Origin of the sequence: Flavobacterium hankyongi (assembly GCF_036840915.1) — a bacterium.
Classification (GTDB): domain Bacteria; phylum Bacteroidota; class Bacteroidia; order Flavobacteriales; family Flavobacteriaceae; genus Flavobacterium; species Flavobacterium hankyongi.
In genome coordinates, this window is record NZ_CP085725.1 from 925,939 (window position 1) to 939,413 (window position 13,475).

The 13,475-nt window shown below is 31.5% G+C and carries 12 protein-coding genes; 6 read left to right on the forward strand and 6 right to left on the reverse strand.

The features are described from left to right. The first annotated feature begins 4 nt into the window (after positions 1-4). Positions 5-916: a PorP/SprF family type IX secretion system membrane protein gene (locus tag LJY17_RS04295; protein WP_264542619.1), complete on the forward strand. Its 912-nt coding sequence runs from the start codon at positions 5-7 to the stop codon at positions 914-916. A gap of 17 nt (positions 917-933) precedes the next feature. Then, entirely contained in the window at positions 934-2,877 is a 1,944-nt protein-coding gene (locus tag LJY17_RS04300; RefSeq protein ID WP_264542620.1) for an OmpA family protein, read from the forward strand. Positions 2,878-2,920: 43 nt separating this feature from the next. Here the strand turns inward: LJY17_RS04300 and ettA are convergent, their stop codons facing one another. Next, entirely contained in the window at positions 2,921-4,609 is a 1,689-nt protein-coding gene (gene ettA / locus LJY17_RS04305) for an energy-dependent translational throttle protein EttA (protein WP_264542621.1), read from the reverse strand. Positions 4,610-4,776: 167 nt separating this feature from the next. On the opposite strand from ettA, the gene LJY17_RS04310 reads away from it, so the two are divergent. Beyond that, the gene (locus LJY17_RS04310; RefSeq protein WP_264542622.1) at positions 4,777-6,270 is read left to right on the forward strand and encodes a carboxypeptidase-like regulatory domain-containing protein; all 1,494 of its coding nucleotides are present in this window, start codon (positions 4,777-4,779) and stop codon (positions 6,268-6,270) included. Positions 6,271-6,277: 7 nt separating this feature from the next. On the opposite strand, the gene LJY17_RS04315 is transcribed toward LJY17_RS04310, so the two are convergent. The 3 genes from LJY17_RS04315 to holA form a co-directional block, all read right to left on the reverse strand. Further along, positions 6,278-6,454 carry a CAL67264 family membrane protein gene (locus LJY17_RS04315; protein WP_264544878.1) on the reverse strand — a complete coding sequence of 59 codons (177 nt, stop codon included), beginning with the start codon at positions 6,452-6,454 and terminating at the stop codon, positions 6,278-6,280. Between the two features lie 87 nt (positions 6,455-6,541). Then, complete coding sequence (locus LJY17_RS04320; RefSeq protein ID WP_264542623.1) at positions 6,542-6,955, reverse strand: hypothetical protein; 414 nt, start codon at positions 6,953-6,955, stop codon at positions 6,542-6,544. A 13-nt stretch (positions 6,956-6,968) separates the two neighbouring features. Then, the gene (holA, locus tag LJY17_RS04325) at positions 6,969-7,973 is read right to left on the reverse strand and encodes a DNA polymerase III subunit delta (RefSeq protein ID WP_264542624.1); all 1,005 of its coding nucleotides are present in this window, start codon (positions 7,971-7,973) and stop codon (positions 6,969-6,971) included. A 38-nt stretch (positions 7,974-8,011) separates the two neighbouring features. Here holA and LJY17_RS04330 point away from each other — a divergent pair, with 38 nt between their 5' ends. Genes LJY17_RS04330 through LJY17_RS04340 form a run of 3 tightly spaced genes read left to right on the forward strand, consistent with a single transcriptional unit; the run spans position 8,012 to position 10,336 of the window. Next, positions 8,012-8,464 (forward strand): type I restriction enzyme HsdR N-terminal domain-containing protein, encoded by a 453-nt coding sequence (locus tag LJY17_RS04330; protein ID WP_264542625.1) that lies wholly within the window; start codon positions 8,012-8,014, stop codon positions 8,462-8,464. A gap of 9 nt (positions 8,465-8,473) precedes the next feature. Next, positions 8,474-9,463 carry a glycosyltransferase family 2 protein gene (locus LJY17_RS04335; RefSeq protein WP_264542626.1) on the forward strand — a complete coding sequence of 330 codons (990 nt, stop codon included), beginning with the start codon at positions 8,474-8,476 and terminating at the stop codon, positions 9,461-9,463. A gap of 18 nt (positions 9,464-9,481) precedes the next feature. Continuing rightward, positions 9,482-10,336, forward strand: coding sequence for an OmpA/MotB family protein (locus tag LJY17_RS04340; RefSeq protein WP_264542627.1), 855 nt, complete (start codon positions 9,482-9,484; stop codon positions 10,334-10,336). 68 nt (positions 10,337-10,404) lie between these two features. On the opposite strand, the gene LJY17_RS04345 is transcribed toward LJY17_RS04340, so the two are convergent. Together LJY17_RS04345 and LJY17_RS04350 are read right to left on the reverse strand one after the other, a co-directional pair. Beyond that, positions 10,405-11,025, reverse strand: coding sequence for an L-threonylcarbamoyladenylate synthase (locus tag LJY17_RS04345; protein WP_264542628.1), 621 nt, complete (start codon positions 11,023-11,025; stop codon positions 10,405-10,407). Positions 11,026-11,090: 65 nt separating this feature from the next. Beyond that, complete coding sequence (locus LJY17_RS04350; protein WP_264542629.1) at positions 11,091-13,421, reverse strand: ATP-dependent helicase; 2,331 nt, start codon at positions 13,419-13,421, stop codon at positions 11,091-11,093. Positions 13,422-13,475 lie beyond the last annotated feature (54 nt).

Consider the following 13,475-nt stretch of genomic DNA (forward strand, 5'->3'; position numbering starts at 1 on the left):
CATCATGAAAAATTTATTTATATCAGCCGTAATAGTTCTAAGTATGTTTACAAGTTATGCTCAACAAATGCCACAATTTACACAATATATGTATAACACCATTTCGGTAAATCCGGGATATGCTGGCAGCAGGGAAGCTTTAACAATTGTAGGGCTACATAGAAGTCAATGGGTAGGGATCGAAAATGGTCCTGAAACACAAACTGTATCTATACATACACCTTTAAGAAATGAAAAAATTGGTGTAGGTCTATCGTTTATAAATGATAAATTAGGCTATGAAAACTTTAGCTATTTATACGCTGATTTATCATATACCGTAAACCTTTCTGAACAAACCAAATTAGCTTTTGGGGTAAAAGGAGGTTTTAGTAATTATTCTATTGATGAACGTTTATTTAATGATCCTGAGGTTTATAATGACCCATACTTTAGAGACAAACTAAACCGATGGACTTTTAATGGAGGTGTAGGTCTTTATCTGCATCAACCTAAATGGTATGTGGGGCTATCATCTCCTAAGCTTGTTCAAAATGATTATAACAAAAACGGTAATTATGTAGCTCTGGAGCAGAGACATTACTACGGAATTGCGGGTTATGTATTTGATTTAGGTGAAAGCGTTAAAATGAGACCAACAGGTTTAGTTAAAATTTCTAAAGGGACACCAACTTCTTACGATGCGACTTTATCATTCTTCTTTTTTGAAAGAATGTGGATAGGAGGTTCTTATAGATTTGATGATTCTGTTGGTGCATTGATAGACTTTCAAATTACAAAACAGTTCAGACTTGGGTATGCCTATGATTATCCTACATCTGATATCAGACCATACACTGATGGAACTCACGAAATCATGTTAATGTTTGATTTCAAATTTGATAAGTCAAAATATAAATCTCCTCGTTATTTCTAACTTAAAACGATTGAATTATGAAAAATTTACTGAAATATATCATTCTTTCAGTTTTGATTTGTGGAAATGTTTCTACTGTCATGGCGCAATATGGCAAACAAAAAAAGGCCGATGCTTTGTATAACAGTTTTTCATTTGTAAAGGCAATCGAAACATACAAAGAAATGCTTGACAATAACTACAATGCTAATTATGCAAAGCGAAGATTAGCTGACAGTTATATGATGCTACGTGATCCAGAAAATGCTTCATTATATTACAAAGATGTGGTTATGCAGCCAAATATTGATCCTGAATATTACTTAAACTATGCATTATCATTGAGAGCATTGAAAAAATATGACGAATCTGCAGTTTGGTTAAACAAATACAAAGAAACTGGTGTTGTAGATTCACGCATTCAGAAAATAATGGAAGATGAAAATTTCATCTCTAATATTTATCAAGTGAAACAACAGTATTTTTCGAAACCTGTTCCTTTTAATTCAGAGCTTAGTGATTTTGGAGCTTATGAAAAAAATGGAGTTGTAACTTTTGCATCAAGCCGAGATAAAGGTGTTGGAATAAAAAGAACTTACACTTGGAATCAGCAACCTTTCCTTGATTTATATCAACTAAAACATAATGGAGATAGTTTTTCTGAAGCTGATAAAGTTGAGGGTGATGTAAATACTAAATTTCATGAAGGTCAGGTTACCGTTTCAAAAGACGGTAAAACGATGTTCTTTACTAGAAATAATTATTTAGGCAGTAAAAAAGGAAAAGACGCCAATGGAACCAATAATCTAAAAATTTACAGAGCTACATTGGATAAAGACAACAAATGGACAGATATCAAAGAACTTCCATTTAATAATAATAATTATTCTGTAGGGCATCCAAGTTTATCATCTGACGGAAAAACACTTTATTTCGCTTCAGATATGCCTGGAGGAAAAGGGAAATCTGACATTTACAAAGTAGCAGTAAACGGAGATTCTTATGGAAAACCTGAAAATTTAGGGGATAAAATTAACACCGAGGGAAATGAGCTGTTCCCATTTGTTCACAATGATGGAAATTTATTTTTCTCATCAGATGGTTTACAAGGTTTGGGTCAGTTGGATATTTTTACAACTGTATTAGATGATGATGGAAAAATTCAAGAAATCATTAATCTAGGTATGCCTGTTAACTCACCTATGGATGACTTTTCATTTTTCTTAAATGATGCAGGCGATACTGGCTACATTGCTTCAAACCGTGAAGGCGGTATGGGTGATGATGATATTTATGGATTTGATAGAATTCCTCTTTTCTCTGTAAAAGGAACGGTTACAGATGCAATAAATAAACAACCCATTAAAGATGCTAAAATTGTTATTAAAGACAAAGATGGAATCCAAATTGCGGATTTAGTAACTGATGACAAAGGAAAATATAGCATGAATATTGATAGAGAAACAACGTATACCATAGAAGCTTCTCATATGAAATATCAGGCAGAGCCTTCTAAAATTGCTGATTCAAGAAATTCAAAAGGTAAAAACGAAATCATTGTTGATTTCGAACTTGATCCTATACAAGATGTTGATATCTTGGCTGATGTAAATATTGATAATATCTATTTTGATTTTGATAAGCAGAATATCAGAAAAGATGCAGCGGTTGAGCTTGATAAAATTGCTGATATGATGCTTATAACTTATCCTAGTATGGAGATTGAAATTGATTCCCACACAGATAGTAGAGGTAGTTTTAGATATAATGAGGCACTTGGAATTAGAAGAGCTAATTCCACTTACGAGTATTTAGTTTCTAGAGGGATTAATCCTAATAGAATTAAAAAGCACGAAGGATTTGGTGAGTACAACTTAGTTAATGATTGTAAAGATGGTGTGGATTGTTCTGAAGCAGCACATCAACTTAACAGACGTTCCGTTTTCAAAGTACTCTCTATGCAACGAATGGCGGAAAAATAATCTTTAATAAAAAAGGCTCAGTAAACTGAGCCTTTTTTATTAATTATCTAACTAATTTTTTGTACTTAAGTTTTGTTGGTGCAACGTCACCTAGGCGTTTCTTACGATTTTCTTCATAATCAGAAAAACCACCTTCAAAGAAATAAACTTGTGAGTCTCCTTCAAAAGCAAGTATATGAGTACAAATTCTATCTAAGAACCAACGGTCGTGAGAAATTACTACTGCACAACCTGCAAAGTTCTCTAAACCTTCTTCAAGTGCACGAAGTGTGTTGATATCTAAATCATTCGTAGGCTCATCCAGTAACAATACGTTTCCTTCCTCACGTAAAGTCATTGCTAAGTGTAAACGGTTACGTTCACCTCCTGAAAGAGTATTTACCTTTTTATTTTGATCACTTCCTCCAAAATTAAAACGAGATAAATATGCTCTTGAGTTTACCTGACGACCGCCCATCATAATTAATTCCTGACCATCACAGAAGTTTTCCCAGATTGATTTTTCAGGATCAATATTAGAATGTGTTTGATCTACATAAGCAATCTTAACCGTTTCTCCAATAGTAAATTCCCCGCTATCTGGCTGTAATTCTTTCATAATCATTTTGAAAATGGTTGTTTTACCAGCACCATTTGGACCTATAATTCCAACAATTCCAGCTTGTGGTAATGTAAAATTCAAATCATCGTACAATAATTTGTCCCCAAATGCTTTCGCAACATGATTTGCATTAATTACGTTAGTTCCCAAACGCGGTCCGTTAGGAATATATAATTCTAATTTTTCGTCTAGTTCTTTTTGATCCTCATTTAACAATCGGTCGTAATTTTGTAAACGAGCTTTTTGCTTCGTTTGACGGCCTTTTGCACCTTGACGAACCCAATCCAACTCTCTTTCTAATGTTTTTCTTCTTTTGGAAGCAACTTTTTCTTCCAACTCCATTCGTTTAGATTTTTGATCTAACCAAGAAGAATAATTTCCTTTCCAAGGAATACCTTCTCCTCTATCCAATTCTAAAATCCATCCAGCAACGTTATCTAAGAAATAACGGTCGTGCGTTACTGCAATAATAGTTCCTTTGTATTGTTGTAAGTGGTGTTCTAACCAATGAACCGACTCAGCATCTAAGTGGTTGGTAGGCTCATCTAATAATAATACATCTGGTTCTTGTAATAATAAACGACATAAAGCTACACGACGACGCTCTCCTCCAGACAACACTTTAATAGGTGTATCAGCATCTGGACAACGTAAAGCATCCATTGCAATTTCTAATTTTGTATCTAATTCCCAAGCGCCACAAGCATCAATTTTGTCTTGTAATTCGGCTTGACGATCCATTAGTTTTTGCATTTTGTCTGCATCTTCATACACTTCTGGAAGACCAAAATCGTCATTAATTTTATTAAACTCCTCTAATAATTTAACTGCTTCAGCAGCACCTTCACGCACAATTTCGATAACTGTTTTATTTTCGTCAAGTTGAGGCTCTTGCTCTAAATAGCCAACTGTATAACCTGGAGCAAAAACCACATCACCTTGATAGTTTTTATCAACACCAGCTATGATCTTTAACAATGATGATTTACCCGAACCATTCAAACCTAAAATACCAATTTTGGCACCATAGAAAAAACTCAAATAAATATCTTTTAAAACTTGTTTGTTTGTTGAAGAGTACGTTTTACTTACTCTCGACATGGAAAATATTACTTTCTTATCGTCTGACATATTTCAAAAATTATTATTCTTTATTTATAAAAAATTTATGCAAATATAAAGATTTAATGAACTTTAATTATGCAAATAGCTTTTATTTCTGCACATCTTTCCTAGAAAAAAATTCTTTGAAAATCAATTTCTGTAAGTTTTACCATACATTTGAATAAAACTAAAAAATGGTAAAAATCAAATTTATATTCTTTCTACTCTTTATAGGTTTATCTACTTCTGCACAAAGCATCTCAATCAAAATTATTGATTCAAAAAATAGCTTACCATTACCCTATGTAAATATTAAATTGAGTAATACTATAGATTTAATTTCAAATGACGAAGGTGTTTTCAATTTATCTGAACAGCAAAATATAGATGAAAATAGTATAACGATAAGCTTCTTAGGTTATCAAACTCAAAAAATATCTATTAAAGAAATAAAAGAGCAAAATTTAATCATAAAACTGAATGAAGTTGTTTATCAACTTAACGAAGTAGCTATTAATAATGCTAAACCAAATCCTAGCGCAATAATGCTAGAAGTAAAAAAACGCTTGCAAGGCAATTATGCTTCCATTGATAATACTACAAAAAATACCTTTTTTATAAGAGAAGGAATCCATTTCAATCCTTCACAAATAAATATTGATATTAATAAATCGACTGGTTTTTCAAAAAAACAATTGAAAGAGGTTGATAGTGAAATTAATTTGTTTTGCAATAAGCTAAAATCAAATCCATCAAAAAAATATGACGATCTACTTTTAGAGTACTATCAGTCAAATAATACTAAAATTGATTCTAAAATTAATGTCATAAAAGCAACTAGTATAAAAGGAGATGGTTCTTCAACTTCGATGGAAGATTTTCAAAAAAAAGGACTTTCTATTTTATTAAAACATTTGGATTCCACTAAGTTTTATAGAGTAAAAAGCGGTTGGTTTGGATCAAAAGATACAATTAGTTTTAAAAATGATTCAAAGAAAGAAGATGCAAAAAACTCAAATCTAGTAAATACAAAATCAAAAATAAACACTTTCCTTTTTGAACAAAAATTTTCAGAAAAATCAAAGTTTGATTTTGTGTACAATCCTGAGATATATGAGTATAGTTACAATGGTAAATTGTATGATGATGAAACTAATGATTTAGTTTATATTTTAGGTTTTACACCTAAAAAAAGTAAAGCGAAATATACTGGAAAATTATACATCTCTGAGTCAGATTATGCCGTTGTAAAATGTAATTACTCTTTAGCGGAAGGTAAAATAGTTGAAGGCTTAAATTTAAAAATGTTACTTGGTATTAAAGTCCAAGAAAACATTAGCAACGGGACTTTATTATTCAAAAAAGCAGCTGATAAAAAAACATACGAACTTCAATATGTTTTAGAAGAAAACGGTCAATATTTCTATTTAAATAGACCAGTAAAGTTTGTTGAATTAATTAAAGGAGAAAAAGATGTTTTAGATTTTGATTTGAAAATTGAAGGAAATTTAATTTCTAAAACAGAATTATTATCAATCTCAAAAACAGAAATAACTCAAAACATATTTGATGGTCTAAAAGAGAAAGAATTTAGTTATATAAATTTAAAACAATATAATCCTAAAATATGGGATAATTACATTTCAATAGAACCATTAGAAATAATGAAACAATATAAAGCGCTTTAAAAGGAACTTACACCCTTCCTTTTAAAGCGTTAAATACCCAAGCATTAGCTAAAAATCCAATACCTACTGCTGCAAATCCCCAACCAGCTACATCAGCATAACGGTAAACTCCTAATCCAATTAATAATAATCCCATTAGTATCATAATTAGAGTAGCCCAGCCTAATACAGTATTTTTATTCATTCCTACGCTCATTACAATTTTATTTATAGGTTAATTTAGAGGGCAAATATCGTGATTTTAAAATTTAATTAGAAACTTATTACGATTCTAATTTTCTTTAGTGCCTAATTTATAACCCAAATAAGTCATAGGAATGTAAGCAACAACTAAATCTAAAAGATTAAACCATATAGGCGCAGGTATTGAAAAAGAATTAGAAATACCTCCCAATAAAAATAGACCACCAACAATCATTGCCAAAACCATTTTCTTAGATACTCCATATTTTGTAGCTATAAAAGCACCAGTCAAAGTTCCTATGACATGTGCTAAGAAAGGTGTTAAAAAATGTTTTGGCTCAAAAAGATGAATCCCATTTTTAATGCTTTCAACACTATTAGATTCAATCCCTTCAGGCAACCCTAAAATTGAAGTTCCTCCAATAATAATTAACATATTAACAACGCTTCCTATGAATAGTCCTGCAATAACTACTAAAATGTTTTTAATTGTTGGGTTCATGATATATAAAATTCTAATTAAAAATTTTTGCTAACATTTCCTTTAATAAATCTGATTGTGGTAACGAATTACCTCCTACCCCTTTACTTTTTAAATCAATATCTTTTAAAGTAGCAACAATACCACTTACCTTTTTCATTGGATAGTTTCTGGCTGCCAACTCATAATCCTTCACAAAAAATGGGTTCACTTTTAATACCGAAGCTACATTTTTAGGATTTTTATCTTTTAATCCGTGATACTGTAATAATTGTGAAAAGAAACTAAACACCAAACCAATGGTTAAAACAATAGGATTGTCTTTTGGATTAGCAGCAAAATGATTAGCAATCAAATACGATTTATATTGATCTTTCTCACCAATGGCTTTCCTTAATTCAAATGGATTAAAGTCTTTACTTAGTCCAATATTCTCTTCAATAATTGCTGGCGTTATCACATCACCTGACTTTAAAATAATTGCCAACTTATCAATTTCGTTAGCAATTCGGCTTAAATCATTTCCAAGAAAATCGACAAACATTTGAACAGCTTTAGGCTCAATATTGAGTTTCTTACCTTGCAAAACCCTCTTTAACCAATCTCCTACTTGATTTTCATATAATTTTTTACTTTCAAAAACTACTCCGTTTTTTTCTAAAACTTTAGTCACTTTTTTTCGTTTATCTAAAGTTTTATACTTATAACAAATCACTAAAACAGTTGTATCCTGAGGGTTCTCGGCATAAGCTTCTAACTTGTCAATCGTTCTTGATAACTCTTGAGCTTCTTTTACAATAACCACTTGCCTATCAGCCATCATGGGATAACGCTTTGCATTACCAACAACATCTTCTATCGAAACATCACGGCCATAAAGCACAGTTTGATTAAAATCTCTCTCATGTTCCTGTAAAATATTTTGCTCAATATATTCTGAAAGTTTATCAATATAATAAGGCTCTTCACCCATCAAAAAATAAATAGGCTTTATATTTCCGGCTTGTATGTCTTTGATTATTTTAATTACTTCGTCCAAAGTTTGATAATTTGTTTATTTGATGATAGCTTTGCTAAATGCAACAACTTAATTTTCCATCCTATTCGTTCCGGTTCAAAAATAACGAAAATAAAGTAGCCATTTTTGATGAGATACGTAAAAAATTTATGATTCTCACCCCCGAAGAATGGGTTCGCCAAAATGTTGTTCGTTTTTTATTGGAAGAAAAAAAGTATTCAAAATCATATATTAACGTCGAAAAATTAATTAAAATAAATGATTTAAATAAACGATATGATATTGTTGTATTTCAACCAAATGGAGAAATATTTTTATTAATTGAATGTAAAGCTCCTGAAGTCCAAATTACACAACAAACTTTTGATCAAATTGCACGTTATAATTTAGTGTTAAATGCTCAATATTTGATGGTGACAAATGGTTTGAATCATTATTTTTGTCAGATGGATTTCGAAAATGAAAAATATAATTTTCTTAAAGAATTACCTGATTACCCAATAAACAAATAAATATCTGTCTTGAAAGTCGCTGTAGTCATCCTAAACTGGAATGGTGTAAAATTACTTGAACAATTTTTACCTTCTGTAATAAAATATTCCCCACAAGCAACAATTTACGTCGCTGACAACGCTTCTTCAGACACTTCTGTTGATTATGTTAAAAATCATTTTCCACAAATAAAAATAATTCAGAACAAAGGTAATTTTGGCTTTGCCAAAGGATACAATGAGGCTTTACAATTTGTTGAGGAAGAAATTTATGCATTGGTAAATTCAGATATTGAAGTTACCGAAAACTGGTTAGGACCAATAATTTCATTATTTGAAACTGAATCTGAAACTGCCATCATTCAACCAAAAATTCTTGATTTTAAAAACAAAGAATGCTTTGAATATGCAGGAGCTGGTGGTGGTTTTATAGACAAATATGCTTTTCCGTTTTGTAGAGGTCGAGTTTTTGATACTTTAGAAAAAGATAACGGACAATACAATGATACAATTCCTATTTTTTGGGCATCAGGAGCTTGTTTTTTTATCAGAAAAGATGTTTTTAGAAGCCTAAATGGTTTTGACCCAGATTTTTTTGCACATCAGGAAGAAATAGATTTATGTTGGAGAGCTTTTAATAATAATCATTTCATAAAATATTGTGGAAAATCTACGGTTTATCATGTGGGTGGAGCTACTTTAGATACCGGAAATCCTAAAAAAACATTTCTAAATTTTAGAAATTCACTATGGATGATACTAAAAAATCTTCCTTCGGGGAAATTAATACCGATTATATTGATCAGAATGATTTTTGACGGTATTGCAGGTACCCGATTTTTAATGCAAGGGAAACCAAAACACTTTTTTGCAGTTCTACAATCACATTTTTATTTTTATCTTTACTTACCTAAGTTTCTGAAAAAGAGATCTTTATTTCAAAAAGAAAAATATTACAAAATAAACTCGGTCGTATACCGTTATTTTGTTAAGAATGGCAAAATATTTGCAGACTTATAAAAAATCAAAAATCAAAATATGAGAAAATCAATTTTAGTATTATCAGCCTTAGCCCTTACGGCAACGTCTTGTGTATCGAAGAAAAAATTTGCTGAATTAGAAGCAAAAAACAAAGAAACTCAAGACTTATTAAACACTTGTACTGTTAAATTAAATTCTTGTTTAGAAGAAAAATCAGGTTTAAGTGCTTCTTTAGCTGCATTGCAAAGCGAAAATGAAAACTTAAAAAAGAACAATTCTGATTTAATAAACAGCTCTAAAGAAATGACGGTTTTAACTACTAAAGGTGCTCAAAACCTTGAAAAATCGTTAGAAAGTTTAAGAGAAAAAGATTTAAAAATTTCAAGATTACAAGATGCTTTAACTAAAAAAGACTCTGTAACCCTTGCACTTGTTACAAGTTTAAAAAGAGAAGTTGGTATTGACGATCCAGATATCAACATTAATGTAGAAAAAGGTGTTGTAATGATTTCGATTGCAGATAATCTACTTTTCAAATCTGGAAGTTATGATGTTAGTGACAGAGCAAAAGGAGTTTTAGGTAAAGTGGCAAAAGTAATCAACAGTAAACCAGACTTTGAATGTATGATTGAAGGTCACACAGATAATGTGCCTATTAAAAATGCTGTACTTTTAGACAACTGGGATTTGTCAGTTAAGAGATCAACATCTATTGTACGTGTATTACAGAATGACTTAGGTGTAAGCCCTAAACAATTAATTCCAGCTGGAAGAAGTTTCTATATTCCTTTAAATGATAATGATACTCCTGAAAATAGAGCAAAAAACAGAAGAACTCGCATTATTATCATGCCTAAAATCGATCAGTTCTATGATATGATTGAGAAGGAAATGAAAAATATGAGTAAGTAATCATTACTTCTTGAACATAAAAAAAGCCTTGAAATTTCAAGGCTTTTTTATTTATCGTTATCAAAATATTATAAGATATCCAGACTTCCTTTGCCTTCACGAATTACAATGGGTTCCCCTTCTGATAAGTCAATTATTGTCGAGGCTTCATTATCACCATAACCTCCATCAATAACTACATCAACTAAATTTTGCCATTTTTCAAATATTAATTCAGGGTCAGTGGTATATTCAATTACTTCATCTTCATCATGAATAGAAGTTGACACAATTGGATTTCCTAATTTGCGAACGATTTCCAAAGCTATTTCATTGTCAGGCACACGAATACCTACAGTGGTTTTCTTTTTAAATTCTTTTGGTAAACTATTATTTCCTGGCAAAATAAAGGTGTAAGGACCAGGTAAAGCTCGTTTTAGAATCTTAAAAGTCGAAGTGTCAATTTGTTTTATATAATCTGAAATATGACTTAAGTCACTACAAACAAAAGAAAAATTGGCTTTTTCTAGCTTAACTCCTTTAATTTTTGCGATTCTCTCTAAAGCTTTAGTGTTGGTAATATCGCATCCTAAACCATAAACAGTATCTGTAGGATAAATTATTAAACCTCCATCTTTAAGGACTTTAATCACTTTTGCAATTTCCTTTTCATTAGGATTTTCAGGATATATTTTGATGAATTGAGCCATTCTATTTAGCTATAAGCAATGAAGTAATAAAGTTAAGGCTTTTTCTTACTTTTTACAATATATTTTTATCCAATCACATCAAGCTTCGCAAAACGAAGCAATAATTTCTTGATTCCTCCTACTTCAAATCTAATTTCTGCTTTTTTATCGGCGCCAGCTCCTTCAAGGTTTAATACTTCACCTTTTCCAAAACGTTCGTGCATAACTATATTGCCAGGAACTAACTTGTTATCAAATAAATTAGTGTTTCCTGACGATGTATTTCCAACAGGCTTTAACTTTCGGATATTTAAATTTGGCTTAGGTTCGTTGTTTGTAATATACTTAGGTGGAGTACCTGAAACAGGTTTACTCGAGCGTAATTTTGACTTATCTACATCACCAAAAATATCAGCGTCAAAACTTGGCTTGTAACGGTAATTTGTTTCGACTGGAGTTAAATATTCTAAATACTTTCCATTAATTTCTTCAACAAAACGTGATGGTTCACTATCCACCAATTTTCCCCAACGATAACGCGATTGCGCATATGTCAGATATGCTTGATGCTCAGCACGTGTTAGTGCTACATAAAACAAACGACGTTCTTCTTCGAGTTCACTTCGAGTATTCATACTCATCGCACTGGGAAATAAATCTTCTTCCATTCCTACAATAAAAACCGTAGGGAATTCTAATCCTTTTGCTAAGTGAATGGTCATTAAAGCTACTCGGTCATCATCACCAGTGTCATTATCTAAATCGGTTGCAAGAGCCACATCTTCTAAAAACTCAGATAAAGCACCACGAGCCCCATCGATTTCTTTTTGACCTTCAATGAAATCTTTTATACCATTTAGTAATTCTTCAATATTTTCAATACGGGCAATACCTTCGGGAGTTCCATCTTTTTTTAATTCTTGAATCAAACCTGTTTTTTTAGTTACATGATCAGTCAAGAAAAAAGCATCTTGATTTTCATTGATAATTTGGAAACTCTTAATCATCGTTACAAAATCCTGCAACTTTTGTTTGGTTCCTGAATTCAGTTTTAAATCAATCTTATCAATATTTTCCATCACTTCAAAAATGGAACGTTTGTAGTGATTTGCAGCAACAGTTAGTTTCTCAACCGTAGTATCCCCTATTCCACGTGCTGGATAATTTATAACCCTAACTAAGGCTTCCTCATCTTTAGGATTTATGACTAAACGCAAATAGCACAAAACATCTTTTATTTCCTTGCGTTGATAAAACGATAAGCCTCCATATATTCTGTATGGAATATCTCTTTTACGCAACGCATCTTCCATCGCACGTGATTGTGCATTGGTACGATATAAAATAGCAAACTGACCGTTGTGCATTTGCTTTTGCATCTTTTCTTCAAAAATTGTTGATGCTACAAAACGTCCTTCTTCACCATCTGTCAAACTACGATGTACCTTAATTTTTGGTCCGTCATCATTAGCCGTCCAAACAACTTTATCGAGTTTCGTTTTATTATTGTCAATGACATTATTAGCAGCTTCAACAATATTTTTAGAGGAGCGATAATTTTGTTCCAATCGGTACATTTTTACACCTTCATAATCCTTTTGAAAGTTTAAAATATTATTAATGTTTGCTCCACGGAATGCATAAATACTTTGCGCATCATCTCCAACTACACAAATGTTCTGAAATCTATCCGAAAGTGCTCGAACAATCAAATATTGAGAGTGATTTGTATCTTGATACTCATCAACCAAAATATATCTAAAACGATCTTGATACTTCATTAACACATCTGGAAAACGTGTTAGTAGTTCATTGGTTTTCAATAATAAGTCATCAAAATCCATAGCACCAGATTTGAAACAACGCTCCACATAGTTTTGATAAATTTCACCTAAACGAGGTTTTTTACTCATGGCGTCAGCCTCTTGCAATTCAGGATTATTGAAGTAGGCTTTAACAGTAATCAAACTGTTTTTATATTGAGAAATACGGCTTAAAACCTGTTTTGGTTTATAAACATCTTTATCTAATTGCATTTCTTTAATAATCTGCCCAATCAAGCGAACAGAATCCTGAGAATCATAAATAGTAAAATTGGAAGGATAACCTAATTTTTCTGATTCGATACGTAAAATTTTAGCAAAAACCGAATGAAAGGTTCCCATCCAGAGGTTTTTAGCTTCATTGTTTCCAACAATATCTGCAATACGCTTTTTCATTTCGCGTGCTGCCTTGTTAGTAAACGTTAATGCTAAAATATTAAACGCGTCGACTCCTTGATTCATCAAGTTGGCGATACGAACTGTTAATACCCTTGTTTTACCTGAACCTGCTCCAGCAATAACAATCATTGGTCCATCTTTTTGTAGGACTGGTGCTTGCTGTGCTTCATTAAGTTGACTTATATATTTTTGCATTTTGAAGACTTCCTTTGTTTGCAAAAATAACTATAAATATGAACTATAAAAAAG